The sequence below is a fragment of the Streptomyces stelliscabiei genome (assembly GCF_014873495.1).
Taxonomy (GTDB): Bacteria; Actinomycetota; Actinomycetes; order Streptomycetales; family Streptomycetaceae; genus Streptomyces; species Streptomyces bottropensis.
Genome location: NZ_JADBGF010000001.1, coordinates 5,514,428 through 5,534,223, shown reverse-complemented (window position 1 = coordinate 5,534,223; position 19,796 = coordinate 5,514,428). Strand labels below are relative to the sequence as shown.

General features: G+C 71.4%; 17 protein-coding genes. 8 read left to right on the top strand and 9 right to left on the bottom strand.

Going from position 1 to position 19,796, the window contains the following annotated elements; translation table 11 throughout:
* Positions 1-12 precede the first annotated feature (12 nt).
* The 4 genes from H4687_RS24340 to H4687_RS24325 all read right to left on the bottom strand — a co-directional run bounded on the left by H4687_RS24340 (position 13) and on the right by H4687_RS24325 (position 3,909).
* Positions 13-1,077 (bottom strand): right-handed parallel beta-helix repeat-containing protein, encoded by a 1,065-nt coding sequence (locus H4687_RS24340; RefSeq protein WP_046912986.1) that lies wholly within the window; start codon positions 1,075-1,077, stop codon positions 13-15.
* 185 nt (positions 1,078-1,262) lie between these two features.
* Positions 1,263-1,529: a DUF4235 domain-containing protein gene (locus H4687_RS24335; protein ID WP_046912987.1), complete on the bottom strand. Its 267-nt coding sequence runs from the start codon at positions 1,527-1,529 to the stop codon at positions 1,263-1,265.
* 10 nt (positions 1,530-1,539) lie between these two features.
* Positions 1,540-2,568 (bottom strand): YihY/virulence factor BrkB family protein, encoded by a 1,029-nt coding sequence (locus H4687_RS24330; RefSeq protein ID WP_046912988.1) that lies wholly within the window; start codon positions 2,566-2,568, stop codon positions 1,540-1,542.
* Between the two features lie 72 nt (positions 2,569-2,640).
* Positions 2,641-3,909: a serine hydrolase domain-containing protein gene (locus tag H4687_RS24325; protein WP_046912989.1), complete on the bottom strand. Its 1,269-nt coding sequence runs from the start codon at positions 3,907-3,909 to the stop codon at positions 2,641-2,643.
* Positions 3,910-4,476: 567 nt separating this feature from the next.
* On the opposite strand from H4687_RS24325, the gene H4687_RS46605 reads away from it, so the two are divergent.
* Positions 4,477-4,869, top strand: a complete 393-nt coding sequence (locus H4687_RS46605; RefSeq protein ID WP_225966801.1) for a DUF2637 domain-containing protein — start codon at positions 4,477-4,479, stop codon at positions 4,867-4,869.
* Positions 4,870-4,891: 22 nt separating this feature from the next.
* Here H4687_RS46605 and H4687_RS24315 read toward each other — a convergent pair whose 3' ends face one another.
* The gene (locus H4687_RS24315; RefSeq protein ID WP_046912991.1) at positions 4,892-7,444 is read right to left on the bottom strand and encodes a SpoIIE family protein phosphatase; all 2,553 of its coding nucleotides are present in this window, start codon (positions 7,442-7,444) and stop codon (positions 4,892-4,894) included.
* A gap of 319 nt (positions 7,445-7,763) precedes the next feature.
* Here H4687_RS24315 and H4687_RS24310 point away from each other — a divergent pair, with 319 nt between their 5' ends.
* The gene (locus tag H4687_RS24310; protein WP_050398832.1) at positions 7,764-9,200 is read left to right on the top strand and encodes an APC family permease; all 1,437 of its coding nucleotides are present in this window, start codon (positions 7,764-7,766) and stop codon (positions 9,198-9,200) included.
* A 256-nt stretch (positions 9,201-9,456) separates the two neighbouring features.
* Here H4687_RS24310 and H4687_RS24305 read toward each other — a convergent pair whose 3' ends face one another.
* Positions 9,457-10,404 carry a hypothetical protein gene (locus H4687_RS24305; protein WP_050398835.1) on the bottom strand — a complete coding sequence of 316 codons (948 nt, stop codon included), beginning with the start codon at positions 10,402-10,404 and terminating at the stop codon, positions 9,457-9,459.
* A 165-nt stretch (positions 10,405-10,569) separates the two neighbouring features.
* On the opposite strand from H4687_RS24305, the gene H4687_RS24300 reads away from it, so the two are divergent.
* From H4687_RS24300 to H4687_RS24285, 4 genes are all read left to right on the top strand, one after another.
* Positions 10,570-11,388, top strand: a complete 819-nt coding sequence (locus H4687_RS24300; RefSeq protein WP_225968446.1) for a hypothetical protein — start codon at positions 10,570-10,572, stop codon at positions 11,386-11,388.
* A gap of 259 nt (positions 11,389-11,647) precedes the next feature.
* Positions 11,648-11,851, top strand: a complete 204-nt coding sequence (locus tag H4687_RS24295; protein ID WP_005483357.1) for a cold-shock protein — start codon at positions 11,648-11,650, stop codon at positions 11,849-11,851.
* Positions 11,852-11,944: 93 nt separating this feature from the next.
* Positions 11,945-13,609 (top strand): DEAD/DEAH box helicase, encoded by a 1,665-nt coding sequence (locus H4687_RS24290; RefSeq protein WP_046914569.1) that lies wholly within the window; start codon positions 11,945-11,947, stop codon positions 13,607-13,609.
* A gap of 118 nt (positions 13,610-13,727) precedes the next feature.
* A complete protein-coding gene (locus tag H4687_RS24285) occupies positions 13,728-14,315 on the top strand; it encodes a tellurite resistance TerB family protein (RefSeq protein WP_046914570.1) in 588 nt (195 codons plus the stop codon).
* An 82-nt stretch (positions 14,316-14,397) separates the two neighbouring features.
* Here H4687_RS24285 and dacB read toward each other — a convergent pair whose 3' ends face one another.
* Positions 14,398-15,741, bottom strand: coding sequence for a D-alanyl-D-alanine carboxypeptidase/D-alanyl-D-alanine endopeptidase (dacB, locus tag H4687_RS24280; RefSeq protein ID WP_046914571.1), 1,344 nt, complete (start codon positions 15,739-15,741; stop codon positions 14,398-14,400).
* A 251-nt stretch (positions 15,742-15,992) separates the two neighbouring features.
* Between dacB and H4687_RS24275 the strand changes: the two genes are divergently transcribed.
* Together H4687_RS24275 and H4687_RS24270 are read left to right on the top strand one after the other, a co-directional pair.
* Positions 15,993-16,406, top strand: coding sequence for a VOC family protein (locus H4687_RS24275; protein ID WP_046914572.1), 414 nt, complete (start codon positions 15,993-15,995; stop codon positions 16,404-16,406).
* 90 nt (positions 16,407-16,496) lie between these two features.
* Entirely contained in the window at positions 16,497-17,390 is an 894-nt protein-coding gene (locus H4687_RS24270) for an alpha/beta fold hydrolase (RefSeq protein WP_046914573.1), read from the top strand.
* A 51-nt stretch (positions 17,391-17,441) separates the two neighbouring features.
* Here the strand turns inward: H4687_RS24270 and H4687_RS24265 are convergent, their stop codons facing one another.
* Positions 17,442-19,007, bottom strand: coding sequence for a carbohydrate-binding protein (locus H4687_RS24265; RefSeq protein ID WP_046914574.1), 1,566 nt, complete (start codon positions 19,005-19,007; stop codon positions 17,442-17,444).
* 309 nt (positions 19,008-19,316) lie between these two features.
* A complete protein-coding gene (locus tag H4687_RS24260) occupies positions 19,317-19,682 on the bottom strand; it encodes a hypothetical protein (protein WP_046914575.1) in 366 nt (121 codons plus the stop codon).
* Positions 19,683-19,796: the final 114 nt, after the last annotated feature.

Sequence of the window (19,796 nt, the reverse complement as noted above, 5' to 3'; positions counted from 1 at the left end):
GACCGGGGCCGGTCAGCACAGTCCCGCGGGCCGGGACGCCCGGCAGGTGTTGCCCGTGAAGGTGTTGCCCTTGCCGGCGGTGTCGGTGTTGACGATGTCCGCCGGGGAGTTGCCCTCCAGCACGTTGTCGGTGATCCGGTTCCGCTCGCTGGTGGTGCCCACGAAGCTCTTCCAGACGACGATGCCGCCCGACAGCGGGGAGGCGCCGACGTTCTCCGTGACGCGGTTGCGGGTCACCAGGGTGTCCTCGGCGCCGGTCAGCACGATGCCGGTGCCCTGCAGCGCGTCCAGCCGCGCGGTCTTCGGGCAGGACTTGTTGTTCCGCTCGATGAGGTTGTCGCGCACGGTGAGCGCGCCGGCCCTCGGCATGTTCTCGTCGCCCACGACGAAGACGCCCACGCAGTTGCCGGTGAGGTGGTTGTCCGCGACCGTGAGGTTGCGCAGGCGCCGCACGGTGAGGCCGATCCGGTTGCCCTCCAGCCGGTTGTGCGCGACGAGGGCCGCGCCGCTGTCCGTGGCGCCCTGCTCGGCCTTGACGGTGTTCGCGAGGAACAGGCCCGCGTCGCCGTTGTCCCGGGCGGTGTTCTTCCGGAACACCCCGCGTACCGAACGCTCCTGGGCGATGCCCCAGACGCCGTTCTTCTCGGCGGTCACGTGCCGCACGGTCAGGCCGTCCGTGTCCTGGGCGAACACCCCGGACCCGGTGAAGCCGGTCACGGTCAGGGCGGCGACGGTCACGTCCTCGACCTTGCGGTCCTTGGTCCCGATCACACAGATGCCGTTGCCGTCGGCACAGCCGCCGGCGGCCTTCGCCGCGGCCGGGACGACGACGGTGCCGCGGCCCATGCCGCGCAGGGTGATCCCGTGGGTGCTGACCCGGACGCTCTCGCGGTACGTGCCGGAGGCCACGAGGACGGTGTCGCCCGCCGCGGCGGCGTCCACCGCCTCCTGGATCGACTCGCCGGGGAAGACCACATGGGTCCGGTGCTGGTCGGCGACGGCCGACGGGGCGGCCCCGAGCCCCGCCCCGATGACCGCCACGATGCTCGCCACAAAGGCAATATGCCATTTCGTCATATTCCGCAAGATATGACCAGCTTCGGCGCGAAAGGCCCGATAGCCCATCCGACGGCGTGTCCCCCGCCACCCCGCCCCGACCGCCGAGCGCCGGAGCGTCGACCGCCCGACCGCCGACCACCCGGGCGCCGACCCCGCCGACCTGCGCCGATGGCGGACGGCCGTCAGCCGGGTTCAACTGCCGGTCAGCCGGGCCAGGTGCCGGTCAGCCGCCGGGTCGCGACCGCGCCGCCGCGGTCCACCACGGCCTTGACGCCGGCGAAGATCGCGCCCTGCAGGACGGCCGCCGACACGACCTCGCGCCAGGCGCGGTCCTCGTCGGTGGCGTCGGGGGCGTCCTTGTCGTGCCCGAGCTTCTTCCACACCTGCTTGAACACCCCGCCGGCGAGGGCACCGCTGACGGCGCCCAGCGCGAGACCGACGGGCTTGTAGGCGACCTTGGAAACCTTCATCACCAACTCCTCAGGATCCGAGGCGGCGCCGGTCGTCCTCGTCCCACTTCCGCGTGTCACGCGGCTGGACGTACGGCTCCTCGTGCGGGGGATGACCGCCCTCGACGGCCCGCCGCCGGGCCAGCTCCGCGTCGAACTCCAGGCCCAGCAGGATCGCCAGGTTGGTGATCCACAGCCAGACCAGGAAGATGATCACACCCGCGAGGGCGCCGTACGTCTTGTTGTACGACCCGAAGTTCGCCACGTAGAAGGCGAACCCGGCGGAGGCGGCCAGCCAGATCAGCAGGGCGAGGAAACTGCCCGGGGTGACCCAGCGGAAGCCACGGATCTTGGCGTTCGGGGTGGCCCAGTAGAGGACCGCGATCATGATCGTGACCAGCAGGATCAGCACCGGCCACTTCGCGATCGACCACACGGTCAGCGCCGTGTCGCCGACCCCGAGCGCGGTGCCCACCTCGCGCGCGAGGCCACCGGTGAACACCACGATCAGTGCGCTGATCACGGCCATGACCATCAGCACGACCGTCACGCCGACGCGGACCGGCAGCACCTTCCACACCGGCCGCCCCTCGGGGACGTCGTACACCGCGTTCGCGCTCCTGATGAACGCCGCGACATAGCCGGAGGCCGACCACACCGCGAGCACCAGACCGACGATCGCCATGATCGAGCCGAGCCCGGCGTTGCTCTGCATCTGCTGGATGGCGTTGGTCAGCACGTCCCGGGCGGCGCCGGGGGCCAGCTTCTGGATGTTGTCCAGCACCTGCTGTGTCGCCGACTCCCCGACGATCCCCAGCAGGGACACCAGAGCCAGCAGCGCCGGGAACAGGGCCAGGATGCCGTAGTAGGTCAGCGCCGCCGCCCGGTCGGTCAGCTCGTCCTTCTTGAACTCCTTCAGGGTGCCTTTCAGCACCGACCGCCAGGAGCGGCCGGACAGGTCCGTGGGGCTGTCGGGGGCCCGCCGCTCCACCTGCTCGTCCGGCCCGACGCCTTGTTCGGCGTCGGGCCGCTTGTCATGTCGTTTCAACGTCCGCATCATGGCGGGCGGGTATCCGGCTGATTCCCGCCTATGCGCACAGGTGCCGCATTTGCCGCATTCACCGCATACAGGTCAGCGCGGGGGCGCGGGGCGGTCGTAGACGTTGTCCGGGGTGACGATCTCCGTGACCGCGCGGGCCAGCAGCGAGGACGGCTCCTGTCCGTCGTGGGTGATGTCGGTGTTCAGCAGCAGCACCAGGGTGGCCTTGCGCGACGGCAGGTGGACGGTGACGGTCTGGTAGCCCGGGATGGAGCCGTTGTGCCCGATCCAGCCGCCGGTCTCGAAGATGCCGAGGCCGTAGCTGGTGCCGGGGAAGCCGGTCGGCAGCATCCTGAGCCGCTCCCGCTGGGTCTGCGGGCTGAGCAGCGTCCCGGTGGCGACGATCCGGGCCCAGCGGCGCAGGTCGTGCAGGTCCGAGATCATCGCCCCGGCCGCCCAGGCCCAGCTGGGGTTCCAGTCCGTGACGTCCTCGACCTCACCGCTCAGCGTCTGGTCGGTGTAGCCGCGCGCGTGCGGCTCGGGGAACTCGCGGCCCTCGGGGAACAGCGTGTGCCGCAGCCGGGCCGGGCGCAGCACCCGGTCGTGGATGAACTCGGCGAGCGGCCGCCCACCGACCTTCTCGATCACCAGACCGAGCAGGATGAGGTTGGTGTTGGAGTACTGGAACCGCTCACCCGGCGCAAAGGTGTTCTGGTGCCGGAAGCCGTACGCGAGCAACTCGCGCGGGGTGAACGAGCGGCTCGGGTCGCTCAGCAGGGCCCGCGCGAAGTCCGAGTCGGCGCTGTACGGGAACAGTCCGCTGCGCATCTCCGCGAGTTGGCGCAGCGTGATCCTGTCGCCGTTCGGCACACCGCGCACATAGCGGGAGATCGGGCTGTCGAGCCGGATCCGGCGGTCGTCGACGAGTTCGAGCAGGGCGGTGACCGTGAAGGTCTTGGTCTCGCTGCCGATCCGCACGTACTGGTCGGTGGTCATCGGCCTGCCGGTGGCGGTGTCGGCGACGCCGGTCGCGCGGACGTAGCACCCCTGCCCCGGCATCCACAGCCCGACGACGACGCCGGGGATGCCGGCCTCACGGCGGACGTCCGCGACGGCCCGGTCCAGCCGGGCGGTCAGCGAGCGACCGAGACCGCCCGCCGGGCAGTCGCCCTTGTCGGGGCGGTCGCGCTCGCCGTGGTCGCGCCTGTCGTGGCGGTCGCCGTTGTCGGGGCGGTCGCCGTTGTCGTGGCGGCCGACGGCCGCGGCGTGGACGGTCGCGGCCGGCGTCACCGCCATCGGGACCAGCACGGACGCCGCCAGCACGGCGGCGGCGAACAGTCGGCGGGAGGGCGTACTTCGCATGTCGGGGGGCCTCTTCCGGAGCGGGGACCAGAGGGGCCAACGTCACCATCCGGGCCCCGGACAACGAGCGCCGTCCTGGACGCGTCGAGGCGAGTCCACTCGTTCGGAGCCAGCCGCGCCGGCACCATTTCACCGGCCTTCCATCGGCCGTCCATCGCGATTCGAAACTCGCGAAAATCGCCGCCGGTCGCTATTCTCCCGAATGCCCAAAATCAGGTATCGACTCCTCGCGTACCGGTCGGAAAAGCGGATCCCGAATGGACTGGATACAAAATGAGAACCGATTACGACCCGGTGGATCATCATTTCGACGGGGCCCAGCCGTTCGAGACGCAGCCCATCTGGCTCCCCGGTCCGAGGGCGTCGTCCGGCGTGTGGGACCCGAACGACGAGCTGATCCACATGCCGTACGTGGCCCACGCCGTGGAGGTCCCCGTCCCTCCCCTGCCGGACGTCCGCGACCTCCCGCGCCGCCCGGTCAGCCGACGGCGGCCACGCCCGGGCACCCACATGCTTTCGAAAAACCCTAGGATCGTCCCTGTCTTTTTCTTAATTACGACAATCGCCGTGTGCGCGCTGACAATGCTTTATTGGTCCGTCTCCTATTCGTACGGTCAGCTTCGCGGCATCGCCCTGCTGGTCGTGGCGGAGCATCTGGCGCGCTGGTGGCCCCTGACCGTGTACGGGCCGTGGCTCCTGGCGGGTCTGTCCATCCTGCGGGCGTCCGTCCAGCAGCGGACCGCCCGGAAGTCCTGGGCCGTGATGTTCATCTGCTCCGGCACGGCGGTGGCGCTGTGCATCGGCCAGTCGACGAGTTCCGTGCTGGCCATGGTGATCGTCGGGATCCCGCCGATCACCGCCCTCGCCTGTTTCCGTGAACTCGTCGGCCAGTTCTCCTCCGGACACGGCCCCCGGCACGCCGCCGACACCCTGAACGGACCCAAGCAGGGCAGGCCGTAGCCCTTTCCGAGGGGTCGTCCGGTCAATCGAGGGCCTGTTCCGTCCAGATCGTCTTGCCCGTGGGGGTGGGGCGGGTGCCCCAGCGCCGGGTCAGCTGGGCGACCAGGAGCAGGCCCCGACCCCCTTCGTCGTAGCTGCGGGCGCGGCGCATGTGAGGGGCCGTGCTGCTGGCGTCCGAGACCTCGCAGATGAGGCTCCGATCGTGGATCAGGCGCAGCCGCACGGGCGGTTGGGCGTGCCGGATGGCGTTGGTGACCAGTTCGCTGACGACCAGCTCGGTGACGAAGGCCGCGTCGTTGAGTCCCCACCTCTCCAGTCGGCACAGGGCGTTCTTGCGGGCGTCCGCGACGGCGGACGGGTTCGGGGACACCTCCCAGGTGGCGACCCGTTCGGGGTCGAGTGCGCGGGGCCGGGCGAGCAGCAGGGCCACGTCGTCGGTCGGCCGCCGCGGCAGTACGGCGTCCAGGACCCGGTCGCACAGGGCGTCCAGGGAGGCGTCGGGGGCGGCGAGGGCCTGACGCAGGCGGGTGATGCCGTCGTCGATGTCGCCTCGCTCCCCGCTGTGGGAGCCGGTCCCGCTGCCGGAGCCGGCACCGCCGTCGGAACCGCCGCCGTTGCCGTCACCGCCACCGTTGTCGTCACCGCGGCGGGACCGGATCAGCCCGTCGGTGTAGAGGGCGAGCAGGCCGCCCTCCGGCAGTTCCGTCTCCAGCGACTCGAAGGGCAGCCCGCCCAGGCCCAGCGGGGGTCCCGCCGGAATGTCGAGCAGTTCGGCGGCACCGTCCGGGCTCACCACGACCGGCAGCGGATGCCCCGCGCGGGCGAGCGTGCACCGGCGCGAGACGGGGTCGTACACGGCGTACAGGCAGGTCGCCCCGACGACGCCCGCGGTCGCGTCCCCTGCCGCCTCCCCTTCCTCGGCGGCCAGCTCCGCGCCGGCCTCCGCCTCGGTGGCCAGCCTGGCCACGAGGTCGTCGAGGTGCGTGAGCAGTTCGTCGGGGGGCAGGTCGATGTCGGCGAGGGTACGGACGGCGGTGCGCAGCCGGCCCATGGTCGCCGAGGCGTGGATGCCGTGACCCACGACGTCGCCGACGACCAGCGCCACCCTGGCCCCCGACAGCGGGATCACGTCGAACCAGTCGCCGCCCACCCCGGCGCGGGCACCGGCCGGCAGGTAGCGGGAGGCGACCTCGACCGCGTCCTGTTCGGGCAGGCTCCGGGGCAGCAGGCTGCGCTGCAGCGTGACGGCAGTTCCGCGCTCGCGGGTGTAGCGCAGGGCGTTGTCGATGCTGACCGCCGCGCGGGCCGCCAGTTCCTCGGCCAGGACGAGGTCGTCGTCCTGGAAGGAGTCGGGGTGCCGGTGTCGGGCGAAGACGACGACGCCCAGAGTGGTGCCGCGGGCCGACAGGGGCACGGTCATCGCCGAGTGGAACCCGAAATCGCGGATACGGGACGTCCGCAGCGAGTCCTCGGCCACCCAGTCGGCGATGGCGGGCTCGGTCACCCGGTACAGCACCGCGCTTCCCGAGCGCAGGCTCTCCACCGGCGGCGAGTTGTCCGGGTACTCGTCGACCTCGCCCGGCGCGACGACCGCCTCCGGGCTCCCGGGCAGCACGGACTGGTGGGCGATGCGCCGCAGCGCGAGCGCACGGCCCGACGCCGGGGCCTGCGTGGGCGGTTCGTGCACGTCGTCGAGGGACGCCAGCAGGTCGACGCTGACGAAGTCGGCGAGGTCCGGGACCCCGACGTCCGCCAGCTCCTGGGCCGTCCGCGTCACGTCCAGGGTGCTGCCGATGCGCCGGCCGGCCTCGGCGATCAGCTGGAGGCGGGTGCGGGCGCGGTACTGCTCCGTCGTGTCGTGCCCGGTGGTGGCCACGCCGAGGACCCGGCCGTCGTCGTCCTCCAGCCGGTAGCAGTGGACCGACCAGGCGTGCTCGCGGCTCTCGTTGGGGGCGCGCGCGTGGTTCTCCACGTACTGCGGCTCGCCGGTCTCCAGGGCCCGCCGCATCAGCCGCTCGACCTCTCCGACGGCGGGGTCGTCCACCGCCTCCGTCATCCGCAGCCCGCGCAGGTGGTCGTCGCCCAGCCCGAGGGCACCTCTCGAGGCCAGGTTGGACCGGCGAAAGCGCAGGTCCGTGTCGTGCACGGAGGTGGAGCAGCACGGGGAGTCGAGGAACCCGCGGAGCGCGAGCGCGTCGTCGCCGGGGCGGGGCCGGGTGCCCGTGAGGGCGGAGACCAGGAACCAGTCGCGGGTCCCGCAGTACGACGTGCGGTGGTGCGCCAGGACCCTGACCTCCACGCGGCGGCCGTCCCGGTGCCGCAGGACGAGCGTGCCGTGCCATCTCGACCGGTCGGAGAAGGACGGGAGGGCGCTCGGCGCGGGCTCCTCGGCGAGCAGGGCGACGGCCCGCCGGCCCAGGATCTGCGCCGGCGTGTACCCGAGCAGCCGCTCGGCGCCGGCGCTCCAGCCGGTCACGGTGCCCTGTTCGTCGACGGTGGCTCGCGCGGTGGGTGCCTCACCCACCGCGTCCGGGCCCGGGGCCGCTCCCGGTCCGCCGACGACATGCCGTTCCATGGCCGCTCATCTCACTCTCGCCCGATCCCACCCTCACCGAGGCTCTCATCGCTACCTTTGGTATGTCCGTTTGCATCCTTTTCACTCTATTTCGGGACCATCAACCGGGCATCGACACCTCAGCGGCGGGCGCGGTGCCGGATCGCGGACACCCGGCGCACACGGAACGTCGTACGCACCCGAACAATCTGTGGCCCTACACGTGTCACTCCCTTGCCAGGCACGCCCGTTGGGGCAAACATGGGGCAGCTCGTTTGAGCCGAAACCACATCCTTCTCTTCCGCCCGACAGGTGAGGCATGTCTACAAGTGCGTCCAGAATGCGGCACGCGGCCGGCGACGGTTACGCGTCCACCGGCTCCCTCAAACAGAACGCGCTCGGCGTCCTGGGCATCCTCTTCTTCGTGCTCTCCGCGCAGGCGCCGCTGACCGGTGTGGCCGGGGCGGCCCCGGTGGCGATAGCCATCGGCAACGGTCCGGGCGTCCCCGCGATGTACGTCGTGGCCGGTGTGGTCGTCCTGCTCTTCTCCGTCGGGTACGTCGCGATGGGCCGCCACGTGGTCGACGCGGGCGCCTTCTACTCCTACGTCGGCAAGGGCCTCGGCGGTACGGCCGCCGCGGGCAGCGCGGGTGTGGCGCTGCTCGCCTACCACGCCATCCAGGCGGCGGTGTACGGCCTGTTCGGCGCGGTGATGAACGGGCTGGCCCTGCAGTACCTGGAGACGGACGTCCCCTGGTGGCTGTTCGCGCTCGGCACGATGGCGATCGTGCAGGGACTCGGCGCGACCGGCGTCGACGTGGGCGCGAAGGTCCTCGCGGTGTTCGTGCTGGCCGAGATCAGCCTGCTGCTGGTCTTCGGCGTGGTGATGCTCCTCAAGGGCGGCGGCCCCGAAGGACTGGCACCGGGCTCCTCCTTCTCCCTGTCGGCGGCGCTGGAGGGGGCGCCCGGGGTGGCGCTGATGTTCGCGGTGGCGTCGATGTTCGGCTTCGAGGCGACCGCGATCTACGGCGAGGAGGCGCGCGAGCCGCACAGGACGGTCCCCCGGGCCACTTATCTGGCGGTCGTCCTGGTCACCGCGTTCTTCGCCTTCACGTCCTGGATGCTCATCTCCGCGCACGGACCGTCCTCCAGCGCGGCCGCCGCGGGCAGGGCCCTGGAGGCCGGGGACGGGGCGGCCTTCGTCGCCGTGCCGGTCGCCGCCGAGCTGGGCGCGTGGGCGGGGGACGCACTGCCGATCCTGCTGGCCACCTCGCTCTTCGCCAGCATCCTGGCCTTCCACAACTCCGCCAACCGCTATCTGTTCTCGCTGGGCCGGGAGGGCCTGCTGCCGCGCGCGCTCAGCACGCTCAACGGCCGCCAGTCGCCGTGGCTCGCGGGTGTCGCGCAGACCGGCATCGCCGCGCTGCTGGTCTTCCCCTTCGCCCTGGCAGGCAAGGACCCCGTCCTCACCCTGTTCTCCTGGCTGAGCGGTCTCGCCGTGCTGGCGATCATGCTGCTGTACTTGCTGACGTCCGTGTCGGTCATCGTGTACTTCCGCCACGCGCAGTCCGGTGACACCCGGCTGTGGAACACCCTGATCGCCCCGGCCCTGGGCGCGGGCGGCATCGCCGGTGCCATCTGGCTGATCGTCTCCAACTTCACCACCCTCATCGGCGGCGACACCGCCACGGCCGTCTGGCTCGGCCTGGCCGTGCCGGGTGCGCTGCTGGCGGGCATGGCGATGCCCCTGCTGGCACGGGCGCCGAGCAGGCGGTAGCCTCCGGCGGTTTGGACGGGGGGCGTGGGGGGCCGGGGGGTGCGTTGTCGGTGCGGGTGAGTGGGGGCTGGTCGCGCAGTTCCCCGCCCCCCTGAAAAGCCGGGGCTGCGCCCCGTGCTTTTCAACCCCGCAGCCCCATCGCTTTTCAGGCCCCGCGGGGGCCTGGGTTTTTAGGGCGCGGGGAACTGCGCGCCAGCCCCACCGGCCCGCACCCGACAACGCACCGCACCGCCCCCACCCGCCCCCCGCCCGAGGGTCAGCTCATCGCGCGCTGCTGCCAGTTGGTGAAGGACGTGACCGGGTCGCCGCTCTCCAGGCCCCATGGGTACGCCGTCACGAGGCCCCCGATCGCGCGGAACACCTCCCCCGCCTCCCCCGCCCGCTTCGCCTGCACCATCGCGTACGCCAGCAGGTTCAGGTCGGCGACGGCCCCCGCGTGGGTCAGATACCCGGGGCGGGGCCAGTCGGCCAGCGCCCGGCCCAGGGCCGCCACCGCGTTGGGCCGGCTCCACAGATGCACGGCGGTGAGCGCTTCGAGACCGCCCTGGTCGAGCGTGCCCTGGTAGAGGTCGATGAGGGCCGCTATCTCCAGGCCCGCCGTCGGCGCCGTGGGCGCCGCGCCCGCGCGTACCCGGTCCAGGAAGTCGACGGTCTGCGCGTGCGAACCGCACTCCCACGGCGACAGATAGCCCAGCATCTGGAAGTGGGCCTCACGGTGCCAGGGATCACGCCGGACGATCTCGTCCCAGAGCGGGAAGACCTCCGCGGCCGGCCGCCGCCACAGCCGCAGCAGTCCGAGCCGCACCACCCACGGGGTGGGGTCCTCGGGCCGCAGCGCGACGGCGCGTTCGCAGGCGTCGAGCGCCTCCCGGGTCTCCCCCGGCACCGGCTGGGCCTCGTACCGCGCACGCAGCAGGACGCCCCAGGCGAACAGCAGTTGCGCGTCCGGGTCCTGCGGCTGTTCCTCGGCCCAGGAGCGCTGCAGGGGCGGTGACGACGACTCCGCGAGGACGCTCAGCCGATGGGACCGGCGGTCCCAGTCCCGGCCGCTGTCGCGGAGCAGTTGCTCGATCATGGCCACCGCGAGACTGCGGCCACCCGAACTCCCCCTCTCCACCAGACGCTTGCGCACCTTCCCGAGGTCGGTGTCGTCGAGTTCGGGAGCGAGTCTGGTCGTGCTGCGCCGGCGACCGAGGAGAGCCATGCCCGGAGAGTAACGAATTTTGGTCGCACAGTGATGCTTTGCGATCGACGTATGCAGATCCGATATCACAACCGGAGAACGAGGGCGTGAATTCTAGACTCAACTCCCTTATTTTCGGAGTGACTTCACCTTATGCACACGATCTCCGCTCCCTATGATCGGATGATGACGGAACCGACTCAGCCCGGCCCGTACACGGGCCCGCCCACCCCTCCGCCCCCGCGGCAAGGGGCCCCCTCTCCCTACGCGACCACGCCGCCCGCCGGACACGGCGGACCTCCCGCCCCGCCGGCAGACCCGGCGACGACCGCCGACCGCACGTCCGGCGCGCTGCTGATACTCGGCGCCCTCCTCGCCATCGGCGGCTCGTTCGCCACGCTGGACAAGTCGGTCCAGTACCTCGGCGGCGAGAAGGAAGGGGGCGCGGTCTACGAGAACGTGGCGAAGGCGTGGTCCTACTCCGGCTCGGGAGCGATCGACAAGCCGACCTCGGTCACGCAGTTCTCCGGGGTCCCGCTGCTCCTCGGCGGCCTGCTGGCCATCGCCGCCGCCGTGCTCCTGCTGACCGGCCGCAGCCGCCGCTCCCCGCTGGGGCCCGCGTTCGGCATCGTGAGCGCGGTGCTGCTGCTCGGCACGACGTTCACCGTGCTGACGGACGCCGTCAACGACACACAGTGGGACGGGGACGGCCGGACCACGACCTTCGGCCCCGGCTTCTATCTGCTGACCGTCGCCCTGCTCCTCGCCCTCGGCGCGACCGTGACCACGGTCCTCGCCCTCCGAGGCCCCGCCACTGCCTTCCCCGGCCCCGCCCGGGCCGCGTTCCACGCCCCGCCCGCCTCACAGGCCCCACCGCCGCGGCAGCCCGCACAGCCCTGGCAGGCCGCCCCCGGCGCACCGGGCGCGCCCGTGGCCCAGCCGTACCCGTCGGCACCGCCGGCGGTGCCGCGTCAGCCACCGCCTCCGCCCCCGGCCGCCGACTGACGCGGCGCCCGGCGGAGAAATTTCGCTGAGGGTGTCCCGTGTCTCACACCAGTCACCCCCAGCCTGTGCTACCTTGACATGAAGTGGCAGTTTTGGTTACCAGAGGCTTCTGAGTGCTCTTCGACCTTCCGTCGACGAGCACTCTTTGTTGTTTCCGGGGCTTACGGGGACGTTGAAACCTTCCCGGCGGGTCGAACCGTGCTGCGACACCGGGTCCGCAAAGTGTGGACTCCGGGCACTGCATCAAGGGAGTTACAGCATGGCATCCGGCACCGTGAAGTGGTTCAACTCGGAAAAGGGCTTCGGCTTCATCGAGCAGGAGGGTGGCGGCCCCGACGTCTTCGCCCACTACTCGAACATCGCCACCTCCGGCTTCCGTGAGCTTCAGGAAGGCCAGAAGGTGACCTTCGACGTCACGCAGGGCCAGAAGGGCCCCCAGGCCGAGAACATCGTTCCCGCCTGACTCTGACGCGTACGCATGAGCCGGGGCCCGCGCCCGAAAGGTGCGGGCCCCGGCTCGTGTGTGACCGGCGTCGCCGCATCGAGGAAGGTCCCCATGAACCGCACGGCTCGTACCAACAGCAGCAGCTCCTCCCGCCCCCGTACGGAGAAGGGCTCTGCCACCCGCTCGGACAAGGGCTCCACCGGTGCGGGCGCCTCCCGGGGCAACCGCACCCGCGCACAGGGATCGGGAGCCGGTGCGGGGACGGGAACGGGGTCGGGCAACCCCGGCACTCCCTCACGTGCGGCCAGGAACGGTGCGGCCAGGAACGGCGCCTCCAAGAACGGTGCGGCCCAGTCCGGCGGCGCCAAGAACGGCTCGCCCAAGAACGGCCGGAGCCGACGCGGAGGCGGAGGCGGCAGGCCCGCCGCCGTGGCCGTCGGCGGGGAGTTCGCGCTGCCGGTGACGGTCACGCCCGCGCTGCCCGCGGTCGATTCGTTCGACGAACTGAACCTTCCCGGGCGGCTGTTGGAGACCCTCCACGCCGAAGGAGTGACCGCCCCCTTCCCCATCCAGGGCGCGACGCTGCCGAACTCGCTCGCCGGCCGGGACGTCCTCGGCCGCGGGCGCACCGGGTCGGGCAAGACGCTCGCCTTCGGTCTCGCGCTGCTGGCCCGTACGGCCGGGCAGCGGGCCGAACCCCGCCAGCCGCTCGCCCTCGTCCTCGTACCCACCCGCGAACTGGCGCAGCAGGTCACCGACGCCCTCACCCCGTACGCCCGCGCGCTGCGACTGCGGCTCGCCACGGTGGTCGGCGGCATGTCCATCGGACGTCAGGCCAGCGCGCTGCGCGGCGGCGCCGAGGTGGTCGTCGCGACACCCGGACGGCTCAAGGACCTCATAGACCGCGCCGACTGCCGGCTGGACCAGGTCGCGATCACCGTCCTGGACGAGGCCGACCAGATGGCGGACATGGGCTTCATGCCGCAGGTGACCGCGCTGCTCGACCAGGTGCGTCCGGGCGGCCAGCGGCTGCTGTTCTCGGCCACCCTCGACCGCAACGTCGACCGGCTGGTCCGCGACTACCTGCACGACCCCGTCGTCCACTCGGTCGACCCGTCGGCGGGCGCTGTCACCACGATGGACCACCACGTGCTGCACATCGAGGACGACGACAAGCACGCCACCACGACCGAGATCGCCGCCCGTGAGGGCCGGGTGATCATGTTCCTGGACAGCAAGCACGCGACGGACCGGCTGGTCAAGAAGCTGCTGGCGGTCGGCGTGCGCGCCGCCGCCCTGCACGGCGGCAAGTCGCAGTCCCAGCGCAACCGGGCCCTGAGCCAGTTCAAGGACGGTGACGTGACGGCGCTGGTCGCCACGAACGTCGCCGCGCGCGGCATCCACGTCGACGACCTCGACCTCGTCGTCAACGTCGACCCGCCGGGCGACCACAAGGACTACCTCCACCGGGGCGGCCGTACGGCGCGCGCCGGCGAGTCCGGCACGGTCGTCACCCTCGTCCTGCCGCACCAGCGCCGTGACGTCACCCGGCTGATGGCCGTCGCCGGGATCACCCCGACGACCACCCGGGTCCGCTCCGGCGACGACGACCTGAACCGCATCACCGGCGCGCAGGCTCCCTCGGGCGTCCCGGTCGTCCTCGCCCCGCCGGTCACCGCACAGCCGGCCGGCCGTCCGTCCTCGTCCTCGCGCAACCGGCGCAGCCGCCCCGCCCAGGGCCGCCGCCGTGCCCCCGCGAAGGGCAACGGCCGCTGACAGCGGCGGCGCGGGCCTCGGAACTTCGAAGGGGGTGGCGGCCGTTCACCGGGTGACGTGCGGAACGCACGCGGACGAACGACCGGCACGACACGGGCTGAAGCCGAGGTGGCAACGCATGGCGATGTGGGATCGGATCAAGGACCAGGCCAAGGGTCTGCAGCAGCAGGCACAGGGAGCGCGGGGCGGCACCGCACACGGGCGGCCCGGCGCGGGGCCCCTGGGCTCCACCGGGTCCTCCGGCTCCGGGCGGTCCGGCGGCGGCTCGAAGGCCCAGCTGGTGAGCGCGCTCAAGTCCCAGCTCACCTCTCTCAAGACGGAGCTGAAGAGCGGGGCCTACCGGGACGCCAGCATGGCCATGTGCGCCCTGGTCGCCGCCGCCGACGGGAACGTGGACGAGCACGAGCGGGCGCACGTGGAGTCGCTCATCCTGAACAACGACGTCCTGCAGAACTTCCCGGCCGACCAGCTGCGCCAGCGCTTCCACAAGCACGTCGACCTGCTGTCCCGGAACTTCCAGCAGGGCAAGGCCGAGGCCATGCAGGAGATCGCCAAGGCCGCGAAGAAGCCGACCGAGGCACGGGCCGTCGTGCAGACCGGCTTCGTGGTGGCGGGCGCGGACGGGTACATCGCCCAGTCCGAGGAGCAGGTCCTGCGCGAGGCGTGCGCGGCCCTCAACCTGTCGCCGCAGGAGTTCGGCCTCTGACGGGCGCCGACGTGCCCCACGGACGCCGGCCGTCCCCACACCCGGCGTCCGTGGAGTTCTGAGGGGTGGGCCCCCTACAGCCCTACACCCAGCAGCCGTTGACCGTGGCCGCGAGGCCGTCCAGGGCGTCCTTGATGTCGGACGGCCCGGCGGTGGAGTCGTTCTCGATGAAGGAGAAGACCTTCCACTCGCCGTCCTGGGCCTTGGTCAGACCGCTCAGGGCGACGGCGCCGGTGAGCGTGCCGGTCTTGGCCTTGACCTGACCGACGGCGCACTGGGAGTCGGCGGTGTCGAAGCGGCCGAACTCCGGGCCCAGCGTGGCGCCCGCCTCGCCCGAGACGGGCAGCCCGTCGATGACGTACTTCAGCGTCTGCGCGTGCCGGGGGTCGGCGGCCAGGTCGACGATGTCGGCGATGGTCCGCGCCGGGATGCGGGTCGCGCGGGACAGCCCGCTGCCGTCGTACATCTCGAAGTTCGCGAGCGAGATGCCGTACCGGGTGAGGACGTCGCGGACGACGGCCGTGCCGTCCGTGAAGGTGGCGGAGCGGCCGGCGCCGAGCGCGGTGAGCCTCAGCAGCGACTCGGCGATGTCGTTGTCGCTGACCTTGAGCATCTGCTTGACGACCGTGGACAGCTTGCCGGAGGTGTGCGTCGCGACCGGCACGTCGCCCGTGCCGACGACCCCGCGCGTGACCCCGCCGTCGACGGTCACGCCCCGCGCGGCGAGCTGCTTGGCGAAGACGCCGCCCGCGTCGAGGGAGGTGTCGTCGACGTTGTGGGAGTCGACGACCAGCGCGCGTACGGGGGCGACGGAGTCGGGGTAGTAGCCGGTGTTCCAGCCGTTGGCCAGGGTCGGCTCGGGGAAGAGACTGTCGTCGATGCGGACCTTCACCGAGGTGAGGCCGGCGTTCTTCAGCCCGGCGACGGCGGTCTCGGCGAGCGCGTCGAGGTCGGCGGTCGTCAGCGTGCGGTCGCCGCCGCCGACGAGGGTGAGCGTGCCGTCCCCGTACACCACCTTCGTGGTGAACCGGTGGTCCGGGCCGAGCACCGTCAGCGCCGCGGTGGCGGTCGCCAGCTTCGTGTTCGACGCGGCCATCAGCGCGGTGTCCGCGTCGTGACCCCACACCACCTTGTCGGACTTGGCGTCGATGACGACACCACTGAGCCTGTTCCCGAGACGCGTGTCCTGGCTGCGCGTGTTCAGGTTGTCCGCGATCTTCTGCTCCGCGGCGTCGAGTTCGGCGGCGCCGGGCTTCGCGGTCGTCTTGTCGGCGGCGAAGGCGGACGTGCCGGCCAGGATCGTCCCGGCGACCGGCGCGACCACGGCGAGCACGGCCGCCCGTCGCAGCGCCGGGTTCGGCGCCTTGGCCTTGCGGTGCCGGCCGCTCGCGCGAAGGACGGTGGACGGGGAGGGGGAGCTGGACATGGGGGGCCTCGGGGTGGGGGAGGTTCGAGAGGTTCGAGAAGCTGCGTCGGCATCGCGCGAGCGCGAATCTTGAAAGGGAAAGTAACAGCCGGGACTCCCGCTACCCATGGGTACTTTGTGAAGACTTGACGCGTCGACAGGCGTTTGTGACAGAGGCCACGGCATGCCGTTGTCAGTGGCCGGGGCTAGTCTCCGGACAACTGACCGTTTGCTCCTCTTCAGGAGTTTCCGAGTCCCTTCAGGAGGTTCTCGTGGTCTCGCGACTCAACCCCTACCTCAGCTTCGACGGCGACGCCCGGCAGGCGCTGGAGTTCTACCAGGAGGTCTTCGGCGGCGATCTGACGCTGAACACCTTCGGCGACTTCGGGCAGCCCGGCACCCCGGTCTCCGACAAGATCATGCACGGCATGCTGGAGACACCGAGCGGCTTCACCCTCATGGGCGCCGACACTCCGCCCGGTATGGAGTACACCCCCGGGTCCAACTTCTCCGTCAGCCTCAGCGGTGACGACGACACAGAACTGCGTGGCTACTGGGAGAAGCTCTCCGTCGGCGGCAGCGTCTCCGTCCCCCTCGACAAGCAGATGTGGGGCGACGTCTTCGGCATGTGCACGGACCGCTTCGGCGTGCCGTGGATGGTGAACATCGGCGAGCCCCAGGGCTGAGGACCGGCGTCACAGTGCCGCGCGGGGCGCCCCCTCGTTGAAGTCCACAGCACCAACCCCCAGTGGACCGACGAACCGAGGAGACCGGGCGTGCCAAGGACCGAGGCGAACGGTGTCGAACTCTTCTACGAGATGACCGGGTCCGGCGACCCGCTGGTCCTGGTGCACGACTCCTGGGGCGACCACCACCACTGGCTCCCCGTCCTCCCCGCCCTCGCCGGGCGTTTCCGCGTCCTCGTGTACGACCGCCGCGGCCACAGCCGCAGCGAACGCCCACCGGGACAGGGCGCCCGGCGCGAGGACGAGGAGGACCTGGCCGCCCTGATGGAGAGCCTGGGCCTCGCCCCGGCGTACGTCGCCGGCAACTCCTTCGGCGCCTCGACCGCCCTCGGTCTGGCCGCGCGCCGCCCCGACCTCTTCCGGGGAATCGTGGCGCACGACCCCCCGCTCACGGGCATCGTCCCCGACGACCCCCGCGCACGGCCGCTCATGAGGGCCGTGGGCGAGCGGTTCGCCTCCGTCCTCACCCACCTCCGCGCACACGAACCCCTGACGGCGGCACGGCGGTTCACCGACGAGATCGCTCTCGGCCCCGGCACCTGGGAACGGCTGCCGCCCCCGGTCCGGCAGACGTTCCTGGCCAACGCCCCCACGTTCCTCGACGAGCACGGCGACCCGCACTGGGCGGACCTCGACCTCGCCGGCCTCTCCGGCTACACCGGCCCGGTCCTCCTGACCCGGGGCACGGACAGTCCGCCGTGGTTCGCCCCGATCACCGGGCGGCTCATGGAGGCCCTCCCCCAGGCGGACACGTTCACGTTCGAGGGCGCGGGTCACATCCCGCACGTGACTCACCCGGAGGCGTACGCGCGGGCGGTGACGGCCTTCGTGGACGGGGCCGGGGCGAGTGGGGATGCGGGTACGGGTACGGATGCGGATGCGGGTGCCGGCGTCGGTCGGGCAGAAGAGAGCCCCCGTCCGTGAGGGCGGACCGTCACGGACGGGGGCGGGGGCGGGGCAACGGCGGGGCGGGGACTATCCGAAGGTGACGTTCAGCTTGCCGTCGCCGCCGAAGGACCAGTGCAGGCCGCCGGAGTAGGAGGAGCAGCGGGAGCCGTTCGTCCCGGACCAGAACTGGTTGGAGCTGTCGGAGCTGCCGATGATCCGGTCGTTCGTACCGCTGCCGCTGCGGCACGACGTGTTGTCGCGGAACACCGACGTGCCGCCGTCGAAGCTGAAGTTCCGCTCGGTGTTGTCGATGCTCACGTTCCCGGAGACCGCCATCGAGCCCGGGTTGCTGTTCCACGTGAAACCGTGCTTGCCGTTGTCGTAGGCGATGCTGCGCCGGACGACGTGGTTCACGGCGATGTCGTCGCCGCCGAGCTTGTAGCCGTTGCGGTCGCCGTTGCCGGCCTGCGAGCCGTCGGTGAGCGTGCCGTTCTCGTAGGAGAGCGAGTCCTCGATGGTCACCGGGCCGATGGGGCCGGTGCCCGTCTTGGTGTAGAGGTCCCAGCCGTCGTCGATGTTGTTGTGGGCCACGGCGTAGCGGAAGACGTTGCCGGTTCCGGTGGTGAGTTTCGCCGCGAATCCGTCGGCGTCCTCGCCGTCGGAGTCGGCGTTGTCGTGGGACTCGGCGCTCAGGATCAGGTTGTCCGAGGGCCAGTCGGCGGCGGGGGTGGTGGAGGCCATCCGGCCCAACTGCAGCCCCGTGTCCCGGTTGAACCGCGTCACGGTCCGCTCGATGATGTTGTCGCTGCCGCCGACGTAGATGCCGTTGTCCCCGGCGCGCTCGACGATCAGCCCGGAGACGTGCCAGTACGAGGCGTTGAGCTGCAGCCCCCGGTTCGACGAACTCTCGCTCTGGGCGGAGAAGTTGAGGACCGGCTTCTCGCCCGGGTAGGCCGAGAGCTTGGTGCGGGCGGCGGCGGTTCCGGAGCTGCCGGCCGGGATGGTGACGGTCGCGGCCTGGGCGTATGTGCCGCCGCGCAGGTAGATGGTGCCGCCCGCGGTGATCCGGCTGACCGCCGAGGTCAGGGTGGTGGGGGCGGAGATCGTGCCGGCCGCGGAGTCCGTCCCGCTCGGCGCGACGTACAGCGTGGAGCCGGTCGTCGGCGGGGGCGTGGTGCCGCCGTCGGGCACGGTGGCGTCGAGGTAGTCGATGTTGGGCAGGCCGGTGGCGGCGGTGGGGTTGACGCGGATGACGTTGCTGCCCGATGTCACCGGCACGGTCAGCGTCTTGGTGGTCCACGCCGTCCAGGTGCCGGTGCTCTCGAAGGACGTGGTCGCGGCGGTGGTGCCGTTCACCGTGACGCTCGCGGCACGGGCCCCGGTGGTGCCGTTGGCGAACCGTACGGACAGGGTCGCCGTGCCCGATGCGGGTGCGGTCACGGTGAACTGCGCGTAGGCGCCGGCGGCGTTGGTGCCGTTGCAGAATCCGCTGCCCGAGTAGCCGGCCCAGTCGGAGTCGATCGTGCCGGTGCAGACCGCCGGCGACACCTCGGCCTCGTACCGCGCGCTCGCGGCCCGCGCCGCCGTACCGGCCGCCGCGACCAGCAGGCCTGCCACCAGAGCCGCGCTCGCCGTCGCCATGACGGGTCTCATATGCGTCGTATGCATCGTTGATCTCCTGGACGGGTTGGCCGATGAGAGTCAGAAAGCGCTTTCTCCAGTTGAGTGTCTGAGGATGTTCTGGACACGTCAATAGACTGGTACGTGGGTTGTGTTCACATGGATGAATTCGCGGGAGAGTGGTGGGTGCCGCCTCGGAGGGGCGAAAATCTGCTGTTCAGGTTGCTGGGGAACCCAAAGGCGGGACTGGCGCCAGGGCGTTGAGGGGAGTTGGGATCGCCTTGCTACCGGCTTCCCATCCGAGGTTGTGAACGAGCACTGCCGGGCTCGATGGGTCCCGGCTCAGTGGGTCCGGGGGGCGGGGTGCACCTGGCCCAGGGTGGTGAGATCCAGCAGGGGGACGTACGCCTCCGGGCGAAGCGTGAACGTGCTGACGCGTGCCGGGGGGTGGGTGACGAACAGCGCGACCCACACCCCGTTGCGCGTGGCTCCCGAGCCGGTCAGGTGGAAGTCCCCTCGGGCGACAGCGAAGAACACCGGGACCTCGCTGGATCTGGTGCCTGGGTGCAGCAAGGCATGAGCGGCGTCGCGCGTGGTCGCCACGACCCTGATGTCGCGGGGGCTGGGCTCATGACATCGCGTCGACGACCATCTGCGGATCTCCGCCACGACTTCTCGGAGGACGGGGGCGGGAATGGCGTCCGGCATGCCTGGTGTGCTCCCCTTGGCCTCGCCGTCGTGCGTACCGGGGGTTCGTCGCCCCGGTACGCCGACGCGCGTCCGGCGTCGCGCGCCCTCGGCGCCCGGGCAAAAGCAAAGGCA

Excerpts from the sequence above, each read along its gene's own strand:
- H4687_RS24340 (WP_046912986.1), bottom strand. The coding sequence starts at position 1,077 with ATGACGAAATGGCATATTGCCTTTGTGGCGAGCATCGTGGCGGTCATC.
- H4687_RS24335 (WP_046912987.1), bottom strand. The coding sequence starts at position 1,529 with ATGAAGGTTTCCAAGGTCGCCTACAAGCCCGTCGGTCTCGCGCTGGGC.
- H4687_RS24330 (WP_046912988.1), bottom strand. The coding sequence starts at position 2,568 with ATGATGCGGACGTTGAAACGACATGACAAGCGGCCCGACGCCGAACAA.
- H4687_RS24325 (WP_046912989.1), bottom strand. The coding sequence starts at position 3,909 with ATGCGAAGTACGCCCTCCCGCCGACTGTTCGCCGCCGCCGTGCTGGCG.
- H4687_RS24315 (WP_046912991.1), bottom strand. The coding sequence starts at position 7,444 with ATGGAACGGCATGTCGTCGGCGGACCGGGAGCGGCCCCGGGCCCGGAC.
- H4687_RS24310 (WP_050398832.1), top strand. The coding sequence starts at position 7,764 with ATGCGGCACGCGGCCGGCGACGGTTACGCGTCCACCGGCTCCCTCAAA.
- H4687_RS24305 (WP_050398835.1), bottom strand. The coding sequence starts at position 10,404 with ATGGCTCTCCTCGGTCGCCGGCGCAGCACGACCAGACTCGCTCCCGAA.
- H4687_RS24300 (WP_225968446.1), top strand. The coding sequence starts at position 10,570 with ATGACGGAACCGACTCAGCCCGGCCCGTACACGGGCCCGCCCACCCCT.
- H4687_RS24295 (WP_005483357.1), top strand. The coding sequence starts at position 11,648 with ATGGCATCCGGCACCGTGAAGTGGTTCAACTCGGAAAAGGGCTTCGGC.
- H4687_RS24290 (WP_046914569.1), top strand. The coding sequence starts at position 11,945 with ATGAACCGCACGGCTCGTACCAACAGCAGCAGCTCCTCCCGCCCCCGT.
- H4687_RS24285 (WP_046914570.1), top strand. The coding sequence starts at position 13,728 with ATGGCGATGTGGGATCGGATCAAGGACCAGGCCAAGGGTCTGCAGCAG.
- dacB (WP_046914571.1), bottom strand. The coding sequence starts at position 15,741 with ATGTCCAGCTCCCCCTCCCCGTCCACCGTCCTTCGCGCGAGCGGCCGG.
- H4687_RS24265 (WP_046914574.1), bottom strand. The coding sequence starts at position 19,007 with ATGAGACCCGTCATGGCGACGGCGAGCGCGGCTCTGGTGGCAGGCCTG.
- H4687_RS24260 (WP_046914575.1), bottom strand. The coding sequence starts at position 19,682 with ATGCCGGACGCCATTCCCGCCCCCGTCCTCCGAGAAGTCGTGGCGGAG.